Here is a 15,254-nt window from a genome sequence, read left to right on the forward strand (position 1 = left end):
GGCAGGCGGGCAGGGGGCGGTCGCGCGCGGGCGGCCAGCGTGGCTGCGCTAACGGCGGGGGCGGAACAGTTTTGGCAGCAGGGTGACCAGCTGCTTGCGCTCGTCGCCTTGCGCGTGGTGCAGCGCTTGCTGCGGGCCGTGCAGGAACTTGGCCGTCAAGCCTTTCGACAGCGCTTCCAGGACGGCGTCGATGTCGGCGCCCTTGGCCAGCATCTTGCGCGCCCGTTCCACTTCCATCAGGCGCAGCGCTTCGCTGTTTTCATGCAAATGCTGGATGACGGGCACCATGGCGCGGTCGTCGACCCAGCTCATGAATGATTGCACGCGCGTCTCGATGATGGCTTCGGCTTGCGCCACGGCCGCTTGGCGGCTTTCCAGTCCCGTCTGCACAACCTTGCCCAGGTCGTCGACCGTGTACAGGAAGACGTCGTTCAGGCGGCCCACTTCCGCTTCGATGTCGCGCGGCACGGCCAGGTCGACCATGAACATGGGCTTGTGGCGGCGCGCCTTGATGGCGCGCTCGACCAGGCCCAGGCCCAGCAGCGGCAAGGACGACGCCGTGCACGAGATGACGATGTCGAACTGGTGCAGCTGCTCCGGCAAGTCCGCCAGGCGGATGGCCCTGCCGTTGAAGCGGTGCGCCAGTTCCTCGCCCCGCTCCATGGTGCGATTGGCAATGGTGATGCTTTTCGGGTTTTGCGCCGCAAAGTGCGTGGCGCACAATTCGATCATTTCGCCGGCGCCGATGAACAGCACGTTCTGCTCGGCGATCTTGTCGAAGATGCGCTGCGACAGGCGCACGGCGGCAGCGGCCATGGAAACGCTATGGGCGCCGATTTCCGTGCTGCTGCGCACTTCCTTGGCCACGGAAAAGCTGCGCTGGAATAACTGGTGCAGATACGTGCCCAGGCCGCCCGCCTCGTCGGCCGTGCGGATGGCGTCCTTGATCTGGCCCAGAATCTGCGTTTCACCGAGCACCATCGAATCGAGCCCGGAGGCGACGCGGAAGGTGTGGCGCACGGCATCGTGCTGCGGCAGCATATATAAGTGGGGGCGCAGCTCGCTGTAATTGAGCTTGTGATAATCGGCCAGGAAATGCGCGCCCGCGTCGAGCGGGTTCGGCACGTGGCTGGCCGCATACAGCTCGGTGCGGTTGCAGGTCGAGAGAATGGCTGCTTCGTCGTTGTCGCGCAGGTCGATGCGCTGGAACCAGGTACGCGCCGCCATCACCGCCGAACCCAGATGCTCAGGCGCAAACGCCAGCTGTTCGCGGAGCGACACTGGAGCGGTGGTATGGTTGAGGCCGACGGCGAGCAGTTGCATTTCAGGGCTGTTGGGATGACTTATGCCGACATTATAACGCTTTGTGCCCGCGCTTTGAGCAGCTCAGCCGTTTGCCGCCATTCACCCGCCCAGTTTTTCCAGGCGATAACCATAACTGTAGACGGGCACGAGGCGGTAGCCGTGTTCCGGTTTCAGCTGCAGCTTGTTGCGCACGCGCGAGACGTGGGTGTCCATGGTGCGCGAGGGCAAGGCCGTGTCGCGCTGCCATACGGCTTCGTGGATGTAGGCGCGCGACAGGGGACGGCCCAGGTTGCGGAAAAACAGCAGCGCCAGGGCGAATTCCTTGTGCGTCACGTCCAGCACTTCGCCATCCTTCAGCAGGCGGCCGGGGCGGGTTTCAAACGTGTAATGACCGAATTGCAAGTATTCTGCGCCATTCTGGGCCGGGTAGGCCACGCGCAGCAGCGCCTGAGTACGCAAGGCCAGTTCGCTGCGCCGCAGGGGCTTGATCATGTAGTCGTCGGCCCCCGCCGTCATGCCCGCCACCACGTCGTCTTCGCCGGAACTGTTGGTCATAAACAACACGGGCGCCTTCGGCGCCAGTTTTTCCCGGGCACGGCGCAAGACTTCCGCACCGTCCAGATCGCTCACATGCCAGTCGAGGATGAGCATGTCGCAACTGTCCTTGCGCAGTTGGCCCAGCATTTCCTTGCCACTCTGAAACTCGTGGCAAGCGTGGCCGGCGGCGGTGAGCACCTGGCAGATCAGTTCTGCCTGGCTATGGTCGCTATCGAGTACGGCAATTCGCATAATGGGCTGGAGTGTGTAGCAACAAACAGACGGTCCGCTCTGCTTATCGTAATGTTAAGGAATGCTCAAGTGAAATATAACAGAGATTGCAACTGTGTCCAGTGAAATCGGCAGCTGAGGCCTTTACGTTACACTTGTTCATCTACACCCCCTATTCGCGGAGAAACGGCCATGCCAGACAAGAGCACTACCGATTGGACCCTGATACCGGGCAGCCATGCCGACATCGAGCAAGTGCGCGAACGTTGCCGGCGCCTGGTGCAGCGGCGTGCCATGATGTCGGCCGGCGCCTCGGCCATTCCCATTCCCGGCATCGACCTGATGTCCGACGTGGGCCTGTTTTCCATGCTGATCAATGATATCAACCACGAATTCGGCCTCACGCCCGAGCAGATCGAGCGCCTCAATCCGCAGTTCAAGATGATGGCCTACCGCGCGGCGGTGGGCATGGGCGGCATGTTGGTGGGGAAACTGGTGTCGCGCGAACTGATCCTCCACCTGCTCAAGCGCAGTGGCGTCAAGATTGCCACCAAGCAGGTGGCGCGCTTCGTGCCGTTCGCCGGCCAGGCGGTGGCGGCAGCCATCGGCTACGCCGTATTCCGCCAGATCGGCAACCAGCACGTGAACGCCTGCGCCGCGGTGGCGCAGGAATTGCTCACGGTGCGGCCGGATTAGGCTTTACGCGTCCGGCAGCACCACGTTGACGTCGAGGACTTCCAGGTTGCCCTGGCGGTCCAGCGAGATCTTGATGTCGTCGGCATTGACCTTGGTGTACTTGGAAATGACGGCGATCAATTCCTTGTGCAGGGCGGGCAGGAAGTCCGGACCATCGCGTCCGCTGCGTTCGCGGGCGATGATGATCTGCAGGCGTTCCTTGGCCGCGGTGGCCGTCTTCGGCTTGGGGGGGAACAGGAAAGAAAGCAAGGCCATATCACTTCGCCCCAAAAATGCGCTGGAGTAATCCAGGCTTTTCATAGTTGGTAAAGCGCAACTCGACCTCTTCGCCGAGGAAACGCGAGACCACGTCTTCATAGGCTTGCGCCACGTCCGTGCCCTTGAAATGGATGGCCGGATTGCCCTGGTTCGAGGCGGCCAGCACTTGCTCCGATTCCGGAATGATGCCCACCAGCGGGATGCGCAGGATTTCCTGCACGTCCTGGTAGGACAGCATTTCATCCGATTCCACGCGTTTCGGCGAGTAGCGGGTGATCAGCAAATGTTCCTTGACCGGTTCGCCGCCCGTCTGCGCGCGGCGCGACTTGGCTTGCAAGATGCCCAGGATGCGGTCCGAATCGCGCACCGACGACACTTCCGGGTTGGTGACGATGATGGCTTCGTCGGCAAACGTCAGCGCCATCAGTGCGCCATGCTCGATGCCGGCCGGCGAATCGCAGATGATGAACTCGAAACCCATGTTGATCAGGTCGTTCAACACGCGTTCCACGCCTTCTTCCGACAAGGCATCCTTGTCGCGCGTCTGCGAGGCGGGCAGGATGAACAAGTTGTCGCAGTGCTTGTCCTTGATCAAGGCCTGGTTCAGGGTCGCTTCTTTATTGATCACATTGATCAGGTCGTACACGACGCGGCGCTCGCAACCCATGATCAGGTCAAGGTTGCGCAGGCCCACGTCGAAGTCGAGCACGGCTGTCTTGTGGCCGCGCATGGCCAGGCCAGTGGAAAAACTGGCGCTAGAGGTCGTCTTGCCGACACCGCCCTTGCCGGACGTCACAACAATAATTCTTGCCACAAATAATCCTTTTCAGATATCTCTTGAATTGTGCAGCTTAAGAGCGGTTCACGGGAGTGACCGGATTGACAGAGTGTATATCGATTCTGTCGCCAGCCAAACGAATTTGCGCGGGTCCGCGCGCCATTTCCGCAGGGAAACCATCCTCGAACGTGCGGTATACGCCGGCGATCGAGACCAGTTCCGGTTCCATGGCCAGCGCGAAGATGCGCGCCTGGGCATTGCCCGAGGCGCCGGCCAGCGCGCGGCCGTACAGCGAGGAATACACGTGGATGCTGCCGTCGGCGATGATTTCGGCGCCATTGTTGACGACAGCCGTGATGATCAGGTCGCAGCCGCGCGCGTAAATGCGCTGGCCGGCCCGCACGGGGGTGTCGATCACCATCACTTGCGCGTCGGCGCCCGACTGGGCCACCGCCGTGGGCGTATCCTTCGGACCATCCTTGGGCGGCGCATCGTCGCGCGTCTTGCCGCTGTCGAGGCTCAAGCCTTGCGCCAGGATGGCGTCATGCATGTCGGCCGGCGCATTGCGCACGGCCACGGCATTCAAGCGGTATTTTTTCAGCATGGCCACCAGGGCGGCCCAGTCGATGGGCACGCTGCCGGGCGGCAAGGCCGCCACGTCCAGTACGGCCAGGTCGTCCTCGAAAAAGTCCGCCACGCCTCCCGTCATGTCGCGCAAGGCGGCATCGAGTGCCTGCGTATCGGCGCTATGCAGAATGGCGGAGACAGCAACGACGGTGGAAATCTTGATTTCGATAGGCTTCTGCGACGGGCTTTTGGACATAAACATTTATCAAAGTGAAACTGCGGCAGGCCAGATGTTCCGTACGGCAACAATGGGAGCAGTAAATTTCTTGCATTCTACTGCAAAAAAATCAGCATCAGGGGCCTGGCGCGTGCTATTCCGCAGGGCAACACCTACTTCATGTCAAAAAAAACGGGCGGCGCCCCGGAAAACCGCTGCGCCGTCCCGAAAGCAGCCCTGCATGCGGCCTGGGTAGGTTTATGTCATGCCGCCGCGCGCATCTGCTGCGCCGCCGCGACCATCTTTTTTAAGCCGCTTCCGTTTCCGCCCAGTCCCGCGTCTTCAAGCCGCAGTCCGGGCTCACCCGTAAATGGGCTGGCGGAATCACGGCGATGCGGAAGGCGCGCGTGGCCCAGTCCAGGCGCGTGAAAATAAAACCGTTCAGCTGTTCGCCGAAGTAGTCGACCATGTCCTTGCGTTCCGCTTCGCCATGCACCAGCACGTCCAGGCCCAGCGCTTCCTGGCGGTTGACGGCGTGGGCGATTTCGGCGCGCAGCTGCTGTGCATAGTCGGCGTCCGCCAGTTCGCCCCGTTGATGGCTGGCGCGCCGCCCTGCGATGGCCTGGCGAGACATGGCCCGCCAGCGCGTCCTTCAGCAGCGACAGTTCCGTCAATTTCTCCGTGGCGAACGCCAGCCAGGTCTTGATTTCGCCATCGAGGTCCGTTTCGGCCGCCAGCGGTTGCAGCACGGCCAGGGCCGCGTCGAGGTCGGTGCGCCAGATATTGCGCCCGTCGACGATGCCGATCGACAAGACGTTATGCGCGGGCAGCCAGTCCGTCACGCTGATCAGCTCATGCGGCGCGCGGATGCCGTCGACATGCAGGCCGGCCACGGGCAGGCGGCAGGTCAGGCTGAGGTTTTCTTCCAGCGGCGAGAAATACGTGGCCAGCAGGATATTCACGCCCACCTGGTTCAGCTGCCAATACGTGCTTTCAGAAGCGCTGCGCCATGCGTTGGGCAAGTCCAGGCCCAGGATCGGTTCGTCGAGCTGCACCCACGTCACGCCGTACTGTTTCAGGCGGTCGAGCAGGGCGCCGTAGACAAGCCGATACGGGGAAAGCCAAGGATGTGGGTACGAACAGTCATGATGTCATCGAGATTTAATGTGAATGCGCTAGAGTGTGCGGCAACTTGATCTATAATCAAAAAGAAACATTTTACTAAATAACATGAAAATAATTCACGTACATCCTTCCCTTTCCCGATGCTAGAAATCCGTCACCTGCGCACCCTGAGTGCCCTGCGTTCCTCCGGCAGCCTGGTGCGTGCCGCGCAACTGCTCAACCTGACCCAGTCAGCCCTGTCGCACCAGATCCGTTTGCTGGAAGAGCGCTACAAGGCGCCGCTGTTCGAGCGCAAGTCCATGCCGATCGCGTTTACGGCCACGGGCAGCCGCCTGCTGGAGCTGGCCGACAAGCTGCTGCCCGAGATCGAGCTGGCCGAGCGCGACGTGGCGCGCCTGTCGCAGGGCGACAAGGGGCAGCTGCGGGTGGCGCTCGAATGCCATACCTGTTTCGACTGGCTCATGCCGGTGATGGATGCGTTCCGCCAGCGCTGGCCGGAAGTGGAGATCGATCTTGTCTCCGGCTTTCACAGCGAACCGGCGGACTTGCTGCGCTCGGGCGAGGCGGATCTGGTGATCGGTTCGCCATATGGCCCCGATTTCACCGTGTTTCCCCTGTTCCGCTTTGAAATGCTGGTGGTGATGGCGCAGAAGCACCGGTTGCAGGCGCAGCGCCGGCTGGTGGCGGCCGACTTTACGGGCGAGACCCTGATCACCTATCCCGTGCCGGAAGAGCGTATCGACCTGATCCGCGAAGTGCTGCGGCCGGCCGGCATCCAGTTTGAACGCCGCACGGCCGAATTGACGGTTGCCGTGCTGCAACTGGTGGCGAGCCGGCGCGGCATCGCCGCCTTGCCCAACTGGGCCATCAAGAATTATGTCGATTACGATTATGTGGTGGCGCGCCCGGTGGGTGAGCACGGCCTGTGGAGCGACCTGTATGTGTCCGTGCCGGACCATCTGCAGGACAAGGCGTATGTGCGCGATTTCGTCAGCGTGATACGTGAGCAGTGCGCGGCCTCGCTGGACGGTATCAAGTTGTTGTCCTGATCAACGTTGAGTTGGAAACAAACCAACAGGAAAGCTTGATAAATATCAAGGTTCAGCAATAAACCAGCGCTTAGAGTTGAGCACTGTGCGGCGCAACATGGCACCGCCTTCAAATTGGAGAGGAGCACTATGGTTTCATTTCCCGAGCAATGGGCACTGGCCGGCAAGGCCGTGGTGGAAGCGCAATTGATCAGCGCGCAAGCGTATGTCCAGGCTGCCGTCGACAGCGGCGCCAGCGTGCTGGACTTGCAGCTCGATGCGGCCGGCGCGGCGCTGGCCGCCGCTACGGTGGCGGGCAATCAGCTGCTGTCCGTGAAGGATACGCAAGCGCTGCTGCAATTGTCGCGCACGCAGTCGCAACTGGCCATCGAACGCCTCGGCGCATATGGCCGCCAGGCAAAGGATGTTGCTCAAGAAACCCAGGAGAAATTCGAAACGGTGACAAAGGATGAGTTTGCTGCATCGCGTCAAAAATTTCGTGAGCTGTTGCAGGTGGTAAAGCAAACCCCCGTACCCCTGATTATTCCCTTCAATAATTTTCTAAAAACCACTTTCGGCGGCGCCGATGAAGGGTATGATAAAAATAAAACTACGCGTCCTGCTCGCCAGGCTTGAGCGTGTTGCGGCCAGGCAGCGGCTATCCGTCGCGCCAGTCCGCCCGCCGCCACCGCAGGCAGGCTGTCATCGCCGCCGCCTGCGGTGCGGCGCTGGAACTGCGGCGCATGCCGCGCTAGAATGAAACGCGTCTTTCCCGGATTCTCATTGGATTCTATTAGCACCTTGACCTTGGCCCTCGTGGCCTGCATATCGGAGAAATAAATGGATGATGTCGTAATCGTGGCCGCCGGCCGTACCGCAGTCGGCAAATTCGGTGGCAGTCTGGCCAAGATTCCTGCGTCCGAACTGGGCGCGCATGTAATCAAGGGCTTGCTGGCACAAACCGGCATCGACCCGAACCTGATCGGCGAAGCCATCCTGGGCCAGGTGCTGACGGCTGCCGTCGGCCAGAACGCCGCGCGCCAGGCCGTCATCAAGGCTGGCCTGCCAAGCTCCATCCCGGCATTCACCATTAACAAGGTATGCGGCAGCGGCCTGAAGGCCACGCACCTGGCGGCGCAAGCGATCAAGTGCGGCGACGCCAACATCATCATCGCCGGCGGTCAGGAAAACATGAGCGCCTCGCCGCACGCGATGAACGGTTCGCGCGACGGTTACCGCATGGGTGACTTCAAGATGATCGACACCATGATCGTCGATGGCCTGTGGGACGTGTACAACCAGTACCACATGGGCATCACGGCGGAAAACGTCGCCAAGAAATACGAAGTGACGCGCGCCGAGCAAGATGAATTCGCGCTGCAGTCGCAACTGAAGGCGGAAGCGGCGCAAAAAGCGGGCAAGTTCAAGGATGAAATCCTGCCGCTGGAAATCGCCAACAAAAAAGGCACCGTGGTCTTCGACAGCGATGAATACATCAAGCCTGGTTCGACCCTGGAGTCGCTGACCGGCCTGCGCCCCGCGTTCGCCAAGGACGGTACTGTTACCGCCGGCAATGCCTCCGGCCTGAACGATGGCGCCGCCGCCGTGATCATGATGTCGGCCTCGCAAGCGAAGGAACTGGGCTTGAAGCCGCTGGCGCGCATCAAGGCCTACGCCTCGTCGGGCCTGGACCCGGCCGTCATGGGCATGGGCCCTGTCTCCGCCTCGCGTCTGTGCCTGAAAAAAGCCGGCTGGACGCATGAAGAGCTGGACTTGATGGAAATCAACGAAGCGTTTGCCGCGCAAGCGATTGCCGTCAACAAGGAAATGGGCTGGGATACCAGCAAGATCAACGTGAACGGCGGCGCGATTGCCATCGGCCACCCGATCGGCGCGTCCGGCGCGCGCATCCTGGTCACCCTGATCCACGAAATGATACGCCGCGACGCCAAGAAAGGCCTGGCCGCACTGTGCATCGGCGGGGGCATGGGCGTTGCTCTGGCCATCGAGCGCGACTAAGTAGCTGGCACCGCACCCAAGCTACTGCGCGGCGCGCTTTGCGGCCTGCGATGCTCACCGTGCTAGAGCACGGTTGCGCTTCTTAGCCACAAATCATCACCGCTCGCTACGCTTGGGTACGCTGCGGTACATCGCCGTCACGCGGCGGTTTTGGACTGTTTTGATTAAATAATTAACTTTTTAGCAACAGCACGACACTGAGGGGATGAAAATGGCAAGAGTTGCATTGGTAACTGGTGGCATGGGTGGTCTGGGCGAAGCGGTCTGTTTCAAGCTGGCGGCGCTCGGTTATCGCGTGGTGACCACATATTCCCCAGGCAATCCGAAGGTCGAGGAGTGGCTGGCGACGACCAAGGACATGGGCTATGACTTCAAGGCGTATCCGTGCGACGTGGCCGACTACGATTCGGCGGCTGCCTGCGTGGCGGCCGTGGAAGCGGAAATCGGTCCTGTCGACGTGCTGGTGAATAACGCCGGCATCACGCGCGACATGACGTTCAAGAAGATGGACAAGCCGAACTGGGATGCCGTCATGAGCACCAACCTCGATTCCGTCTTCAACATGACCAAGCCCGTCTGCGACGGCATGGTGGAACGCGGCTGGGGCCGCATCATCAATATCTCGTCCGTGAACGGCCAGAAGGGCGCTTTCGGCCAGACCAACTATTCGGCCGCGAAAGCCGGCATGCATGGTTTCACCAAGTCGCTGGCGCTGGAAGTGGCGCGCAAGAACGTTACCGTCAACACCATCTCGCCAGGCTACATCGGCACCAAGATGGTCATGGCGATTCCGCAGGAAGTGCTCGACAGCAAAATCATCCCGCAAATTCCGATGGCGCGCCTGGGCAAGCCGGAAGAAGTGGCTGGCCTGGTCGCCTACCTGGCATCCGATGAAGCGGCGTTCGTCACGGGCGCCAACATCTCGATCAACGGCGGCCAGCACATGTCGTAATCGTTGTTGAGGTAAAACAGGAAAGACAGCTGCGGCTGTCTTTTTTTTTGCTTGCCAGCAAAACAAGGGGGTGGCCGGATTTGCCTTAGAATCAGTGTTTCTTCACCGCATCTTTCTCCATGCCCCTTGTTCCTGCCTTGCGCCGCGCCAGCGTGGCCGCCATCCTTTTCCTGGGCGCCAGCGCGGCCCAGGCCAGCGTCGCGTTCCACGTCACGGTGATTACCGAGCGCGTCAACAAGCCCGGCGTGAAAACCAGCCTGCCCGCGCGCGACACGCAGGAAAGCGATGTCGTGCTGGGCCCGCATTACCTCAGCGTGCGTGATGGCAAGAGCCTGTCCGTGTTTGACTTTGCCACGCGCCGCCGCCACCTGATCGATATGGCGGCGTCCACCTACGACACGTATTCGCTGTTCGACGTGGCCGGCTTTCGCGCCGCCGAGCTGCGCCACCGGCAGGGAATCGCCGGCATCTTGAAGGCGGGCGGCATTGACCAGCACGCAACGCCTCGCGTGTATGAGGAACAGGCTTTGTCGGTGCTGGACAACAAGCGGCATGGGGCCTTGCTGCCGCAAGTGCTCGACGGCGCCGTGCTGTGGTCACTCGACGGGCAGCCCCTGCTGCGCCTGGGGATAGCCGGCAGCCCCGTCAGCGGCGACGATGCGACGGCGTTTGCCCAGTATGTGCGCTACACCTGGGGCGGCCACCCGCTGGTGCTGAAGATGCTGGCAGACGGCAAGCGCCTTCCCGCCGCATTCACCTTGCACTACCAGGAGGTGGGCGGGACGGTCACGCGCCAGTTCCGCATCAGCGCCATGACGGCGGCTGCGCCTGCCACGTATTCCCTGGCTGCTTACCGGCCGCGCCCGCTGGCGGCCGATGCGTCTGCGCTCGAAAGAGTGCTGGCGCAGGCGGCGCTGTTGCCGCCGCTGGGATCCCAGTCGCATCCGGCGCTACGGGCCGAAGCAGAGCGCCTGTTTGCGTCAGAAAAACCCTTCGAGGCTTTTTTGAGCATGCTGGAAGACCATTTTTCCACGGGCGCGCTGGTCGACAAACTGTCGCCACAGCAGATGCTGGCCATGCAGGAGTGTGAGCCCATCCACGACTTGACGCGCGCATTGCTGGCCAAGGACAAGGAAGGCATTCAGGCCGCGCTGGCCACCGTGCAGGGCTTGCGCCAGCAGCACGGCCTGGAGCAGCCGGTACTGGCTTTGTTCGAGGGGAATCTGCGTGCCAAGCTGGGGCAATGGCCGGAAGCGACCGCGCTGTATCTGCAAGTGCTGCAGGCAAAACCGCACATGGCCGCCGTGTACCAGGACCTGGGCGACGCCTTGCTGGCGCAATTCGATGCGCCGAACGCCTGGCGCAGCTGGGATGCGGGCCGGGCCATGGCGCCGTCGCTGCGGCAATTTCGCAAGGTCAACGATTTGGAGCGTAGCTTGCTGAACGATTACCCCGCCTTCTTTGCCGGCGGGGCAGCGCTTCCGCTGAAAGATCAGCCCAGCACCAGCCGCCCGGCCAGCAAGACGAAGACGGTGGGCAGCACGAACTTGCCGTAAGGCGAAGGTTTGCCGCGCAGGCGGCGCGCCAGGCGCGCGGCCAGCACGGCGTACACGGCGTCGAACAGCAAGCCCACCAGTACCAGGACGGCGCCCAGGCGCAGGTATTGCATGCCGACCTGCTCGCTGCCGACGACAAATTGCGGCAGGAACATGCTGCAAAACAGCAGTGCCTTCGGATTGAGCAGATTCGTCAGGAAGCCGCGCACGCAGCTGGCGCTGGCGCCGTGCGCCGTGGCGGGGGCAGCGTCTTCCTGTGCCGTTTTGCTCGACAGGGCCGACTGCAGCAGGCGCAGCGCCAGGTACAGCAGATACGCGGCGCCTGCCCATTTGACCCACTGCAAGGCTTGCGGATGCGTCACCATCAACGCCGCCAGACCCGCGCCTGACAGCGCCACATGCACGGCGCGCGCGCCGGCGATGCCCAGCGCCGTCACCAGCGCCGTGGCCACGCCGCGCGCGGCACCTGTCGCCAGTACCAGCGCCATGTCGGGGCCCGGTAATAAAAAGGCGCCAGCCAGTGCCAGCAGGTACATCAGGAAGGTAGAATCGGACATGGACCAGTCGAAAAGAAAGCGGGAGCAGGCGCACGGTGCGGCCTGCTCGCCGGGCCCCATTATGTTCTTGTCGTGACGAAATGTGCTTGCTTTTTCTGCCTTGCATGCCCTAGTATTCGGGTAGATTCCACTCCTATAAAAACAAAAATTAGATGAAAATTTCAGAAGTTAGCCTCGACGCCACCGATTTGCAGATACTCAGGCTGTTGCAGGATGAAGGACGGCTGTCGAATGCGCGCCTGGCCGAGCGCTTGAAGCTGAGCGAAACCCCCGTCTGGCGCCGCTTGCGCCGCCTGGAGGAGGAAGGTTTTATTACCGGCTACCAGGCTTTGCTTAACCGCAAGAAGCTGGGCATCGGCCTGGTGGCGTTTGTGCGGGTCGTGTTTGCCAACCATGGCGGCGAGCAGCCATCGCAGTTCGAGCAAGCCATCGCGACGATACCCGAGATATTGTCTTGCCACAATGTGGCGGGCGAAGCCGATTATTTCCTGCAAGTGGTGGCACGCGACCTGGAAGCGTATGGCGAATTCGTCTCGACCGTGCTGCGCCGCCTGCCTGGCGTGGCGGAAATTCAGTCCAGCCTGTCGATGCGCGAAATCAAGTCGTCGAACCGCCTGCCCTTGCTGCTGGCCTGAGGCGCTGGCGGCGCACTATAATTGGAACAGTTGCCAGGAATCGTGCCTGGCGCCTGACGCCATTCTAAGGACCGCCATGCCAGACTCCCTGACTCCCCTGTTTCCCGCCCTGTCGCCGAACCGGCACGGCATGCTGGCGGTCGATGACATCCACACCATTTACTGGGAAGAGTGCGGCAACCCCGACGGCATTCCCGTGCTGTTCCTGCATGGCGGCCCGGGCGCGGGCCTGTCGCCGCAGCACCGCCGCTTCTTCGACCCGCAGCGCTACCGCGTGATCCTGTTCGACCAGCGCGGTGCGGGCAAGTCCACGCCGCTGGGCGAATGGCGCAACAACACGACGCAGCTGCTGATCGAGGATATCGAAGTGCTGCGCGCTCAGTTCGGCATCGCCCAATGGCTGGTGTTTGGCGGCTCCTGGGGCTCGACCCTGGCGCTGGCGTATGGCCAGGCACATCCCGAAGCTTGCCTCGGTTTCGTGTTGCGTGGCATTTTCCTCTGCACGCAGGAGGAAATCGACTGGTTCATCGACGGCGTGCGCTGGTTTTATCCGGAACTGTACGAAGAATTTGCCGCGCCCATCCCGCCCGAGGAACGGGGCGACTTGCTGGCCGCCTATGTGAAACGCATCCTCAGCAGCGACCCGGCCGTGTACTGGCCCGCCGCGCGCGCCTGGAGCCGCTTCGAGGGCCGCCGCGTGTACCTGATGCCGCAACCGGAAGATGCGCCGAACGACGCGCTGGACCTGGGCGTGGGCCGGCTCGAATCGCATTACATGGCCAATCTCGGTTTCTTCGAGGAAGACCAGCTGATCCGCAACATGGGACGCATCGCGCATTTGCCGGCCGTCATCGTGCAGGGGCGCTACGACGCCATCTGCCCGCCCCTGTCGGCCTACCGCCTGCAGCAAGCCTGGCCCGGCGCGCAGCTGGACATGATCCCGGACGCGGGCCATGGCGCGCTCGAGCACGGCATCGCTTCGGCGCTGGTGCGCGCCACCGAGCGCTTCGTCCCGGGGCGCGGCTTCGCATGACGTTAAAACATGCCGGTTGGCAAAGCGGCCAGCCGGCGTGCGCCACCTGCTACACTATGGCCTGTGCTGGCGCCAGGGTCGGGCGCCGGTGTGAACCCACGACTTTTTATCCATGAACATACAGATCGGCGACATCGGCCATATCATCCAGCTGGCGATTGCGCCGGTTTTCCTGTTGACCGGTATCGGCACCATGCTGGTGGTGCTGACCAACCGCCTGGGCCGCATCATCGACCGCACGCGCGTGCTGGAAGACCGGCTCGACATCGGTTACAACGATTTCTACATGGATGAGTTAGATACGCTCTATACGCGTACCCATCTGATCAATTATTCGATTTCGCTCAGCACGGCTTGCGGTTTCTTCGTCTGCGTCATCATCGCCATGCTGTTTTTGGGCGATATTTTGAACCTGACCCTGGACAAATACATCGCGGCCTTCTTTGTGCTGGCCGTGATTTGCCTGATCGGCTGTTTTATTTATTTACTGCGCGAAATTTATCTGGCCGCGACGGCCCAGCGCATCCGGCGCCATATCCGCCCGCCACGTTAAGCGGCGCGCCGATTTACCCTACTATTGAAGAACGAGTCCAGTATGCACGATTACAAACGTCCCCCCACCCTGCACCGCTACGGCCAGCGCAGCGAACTCGAGCTGGCGCTGAGCCTGGGCCAGTTCCGCCTGGCACCGGCGGGCAATTGTCTGACTCTGAGCTTTTCGCAAGTGTGGGACAAGCAACTGTTCGATCTGTTCGCCCCGGCCGACGCTTGTTTGATCATCCACAATACGGAGGAATTCGGCGAACGCCTGCACCGCGCCGTGCAGCGCACCCTGCCCAGCTGGGCAGGCATCGATGGCCAGGTCGAATATGGCCAGCGCGCGGCCCTGGGCGCCGCCTTCACCAAGACGCGTGCCGAAGCGCCCGAGCAGGAATGGCTGTTCGCCTGGCGCTCGATGCAGCCGCAGGCGAGCCTGAACCCCGTCACGGTAAAGCTGGGCAGCCTGGAAAACTTCGCGGAAATCCGCGACCGCGACACGTATTTAGCGTAATTGAGCCTGATTTATCCGGATTTATCGGCGTACTGGCTGTCGATGCGGGCTAATACTGCCGCCATCATGTGCTCGATATCGCCGCGTATCATGGTCGTGCCCAGCATGCCGGGCACATAGAAGCCCGGCATCAGCCGGCTGGAAAAGACGATGCGCGTGCCGCCCGTCTCGGGAATCGGATACAGATTCCAGCGTGATGCGTAATGCCGCATGTCGCCGGAGATCAGGGCGATGTCGATGGCCGTGAACGGCGTTTCCGTGGCCCGCACCACCAGATGGATGGGGTGGTTCATGAACAGGAAGCGCGCCATGCCCTGCTGCTCGATGATGACTTCATTGCCGTTGCGCGACAGCACGCGGCAAGAGATGAGGTCGGGCACGAATTCATGCATGCGCTCGTAGGTGGTCAAGGTCTTCCAGACGGACGCCGGCGGCGCCTGCACGCTGCCGCTGGCATCGACTTCATACATGCGCTGCCCGTCGACCTCGATGCGCTTGACGTCAACTTTGAGCTTGTCCAGGCGTGTCGCCTGTGCCAGCGCGGTTGCGGGGACGGCGCACAGCATCAGCAGGCAAAGGAAGAGTCGCGTCATGCCACCTAGCCTACGGGAAACTTGCGCCCGGCACAAGCTGTACCCATCGCCGGCGGGCGCGCCGGGCGATTTAGAACTCGCGGTCTAGAGAAAGTCGCTGCGGCGAGCGGCAATGC

Annotated in this window: 17 protein-coding genes and 1 pseudogene; 10 read left to right on the forward strand and 8 right to left on the reverse strand. The window is 61.9% G+C overall.

The genetic code is table 11. The features are described 5' to 3' along the window. Positions 1-48: 48 nt before the first annotated feature. Together hemA and ACQ4WS_RS15510 are read right to left on the reverse strand one after the other, a co-directional pair. Positions 49-1,323 carry a glutamyl-tRNA reductase gene (hemA, locus tag ACQ4WS_RS15505; RefSeq protein WP_436477633.1) on the reverse strand — a complete coding sequence of 425 codons (1,275 nt, stop codon included), beginning with the start codon at positions 1,321-1,323 and terminating at the stop codon, positions 49-51. A gap of 81 nt (positions 1,324-1,404) precedes the next feature. Beyond that, positions 1,405-2,094: a response regulator transcription factor gene (locus ACQ4WS_RS15510; protein WP_436477635.1), complete on the reverse strand. Its 690-nt coding sequence runs from the start codon at positions 2,092-2,094 to the stop codon at positions 1,405-1,407. A 171-nt stretch (positions 2,095-2,265) separates the two neighbouring features. On the opposite strand from ACQ4WS_RS15510, the gene ACQ4WS_RS15515 reads away from it, so the two are divergent. Next, positions 2,266-2,769, forward strand: coding sequence for a hypothetical protein (locus ACQ4WS_RS15515; protein WP_436477637.1), 504 nt, complete (start codon positions 2,266-2,268; stop codon positions 2,767-2,769). 3 nt (positions 2,770-2,772) lie between these two features. Here ACQ4WS_RS15515 and minE read toward each other — a convergent pair whose 3' ends face one another. From minE to ACQ4WS_RS15535, 4 genes and pseudogenes are all read right to left on the reverse strand, one after another. Continuing rightward, positions 2,773-3,024, reverse strand: a complete 252-nt coding sequence (gene minE, locus ACQ4WS_RS15520) for a cell division topological specificity factor MinE (protein WP_034752886.1) — start codon at positions 3,022-3,024, stop codon at positions 2,773-2,775. A gap of 1 nt (position 3,025) precedes the next feature. Further along, positions 3,026-3,841 (reverse strand): septum site-determining protein MinD, encoded by an 816-nt coding sequence (gene minD / locus ACQ4WS_RS15525; protein ID WP_010393629.1) that lies wholly within the window; start codon positions 3,839-3,841, stop codon positions 3,026-3,028. A gap of 37 nt (positions 3,842-3,878) precedes the next feature. Further along, positions 3,879-4,628 (reverse strand): septum site-determining protein MinC, encoded by a 750-nt coding sequence (gene minC / locus ACQ4WS_RS15530; RefSeq protein ID WP_436477640.1) that lies wholly within the window; start codon positions 4,626-4,628, stop codon positions 3,879-3,881. Between the two features lie 337 nt (positions 4,629-4,965). Further along, positions 4,966-5,692: pseudogene (locus ACQ4WS_RS15535) on the reverse strand (5-methyltetrahydropteroyltriglutamate--homocysteine S-methyltransferase); the annotation flags it as partial. A gap of 162 nt (positions 5,693-5,854) precedes the next feature. Between ACQ4WS_RS15535 and ACQ4WS_RS15540 the strand changes: the two are divergent. The 5 genes from ACQ4WS_RS15540 to ACQ4WS_RS15560 all read left to right on the forward strand — a co-directional run bounded on the left by ACQ4WS_RS15540 (position 5,855) and on the right by ACQ4WS_RS15560 (position 11,269). Beyond that, positions 5,855-6,763 carry a LysR family transcriptional regulator gene (locus ACQ4WS_RS15540; protein WP_035823611.1) on the forward strand — a complete coding sequence of 303 codons (909 nt, stop codon included), beginning with the start codon at positions 5,855-5,857 and terminating at the stop codon, positions 6,761-6,763. A gap of 129 nt (positions 6,764-6,892) precedes the next feature. Then, positions 6,893-7,378 (forward strand): phasin family protein, encoded by a 486-nt coding sequence (locus ACQ4WS_RS15545; protein ID WP_436477642.1) that lies wholly within the window; start codon positions 6,893-6,895, stop codon positions 7,376-7,378. Between the two features lie 204 nt (positions 7,379-7,582). Beyond that, on the forward strand, positions 7,583-8,761 hold the full coding sequence (locus ACQ4WS_RS15550) for an acetyl-CoA C-acetyltransferase (protein WP_436477644.1): 1,179 nt from the start codon (positions 7,583-7,585) through the stop codon (positions 8,759-8,761). A 211-nt stretch (positions 8,762-8,972) separates the two neighbouring features. Continuing rightward, positions 8,973-9,713 carry an acetoacetyl-CoA reductase gene (gene phbB, locus ACQ4WS_RS15555; protein ID WP_152251604.1) on the forward strand — a complete coding sequence of 247 codons (741 nt, stop codon included), beginning with the start codon at positions 8,973-8,975 and terminating at the stop codon, positions 9,711-9,713. A 119-nt stretch (positions 9,714-9,832) separates the two neighbouring features. Beyond that, positions 9,833-11,269, forward strand: a complete 1,437-nt coding sequence (locus tag ACQ4WS_RS15560; protein ID WP_436477646.1) for a tetratricopeptide repeat protein — start codon at positions 9,833-9,835, stop codon at positions 11,267-11,269. Here the strand turns inward: ACQ4WS_RS15560 and ACQ4WS_RS15565 are convergent. Further along, a complete protein-coding gene (locus tag ACQ4WS_RS15565) occupies positions 11,206-11,826 on the reverse strand; it encodes a LysE family translocator (RefSeq protein ID WP_436477648.1) in 621 nt (206 codons plus the stop codon). The genes ACQ4WS_RS15560 and ACQ4WS_RS15565 overlap by 64 nt on opposite strands. Positions 11,827-11,978: 152 nt before the next feature. Here ACQ4WS_RS15565 and ACQ4WS_RS15570 point away from each other — a divergent pair, with 152 nt between their 5' ends. The 4 genes from ACQ4WS_RS15570 to ACQ4WS_RS15585 all read left to right on the forward strand — a co-directional run bounded on the left by ACQ4WS_RS15570 (position 11,979) and on the right by ACQ4WS_RS15585 (position 14,545). Further along, a complete protein-coding gene (locus ACQ4WS_RS15570; protein ID WP_034752896.1) occupies positions 11,979-12,461 on the forward strand; it encodes an Lrp/AsnC family transcriptional regulator in 483 nt (160 codons plus the stop codon). 76 nt (positions 12,462-12,537) lie between these two features. Beyond that, the gene (pip, locus tag ACQ4WS_RS15575) at positions 12,538-13,494 is read left to right on the forward strand and encodes a prolyl aminopeptidase (RefSeq protein ID WP_436477650.1); all 957 of its coding nucleotides are present in this window, start codon (positions 12,538-12,540) and stop codon (positions 13,492-13,494) included. A gap of 112 nt (positions 13,495-13,606) precedes the next feature. Then, entirely contained in the window at positions 13,607-14,047 is a 441-nt protein-coding gene (locus ACQ4WS_RS15580; RefSeq protein WP_436477652.1) for a DUF2721 domain-containing protein, read from the forward strand. 42 nt (positions 14,048-14,089) lie between these two features. Further along, positions 14,090-14,545, forward strand: a complete 456-nt coding sequence (locus ACQ4WS_RS15585) for a hypothetical protein (RefSeq protein WP_436477653.1) — start codon at positions 14,090-14,092, stop codon at positions 14,543-14,545. 11 nt (positions 14,546-14,556) lie between these two features. Here ACQ4WS_RS15585 and ACQ4WS_RS15590 read toward each other — a convergent pair whose 3' ends face one another. Next, positions 14,557-15,138: an SRPBCC family protein gene (locus ACQ4WS_RS15590; protein WP_436477655.1), complete on the reverse strand. Its 582-nt coding sequence runs from the start codon at positions 15,136-15,138 to the stop codon at positions 14,557-14,559. Positions 15,139-15,254: the final 116 nt, after the last annotated feature.

The organism is Janthinobacterium leeuwenhoeki (assembly GCF_051380795.1).
GTDB lineage: Bacteria > Pseudomonadota > Gammaproteobacteria > Burkholderiales > Burkholderiaceae_D > Janthinobacterium.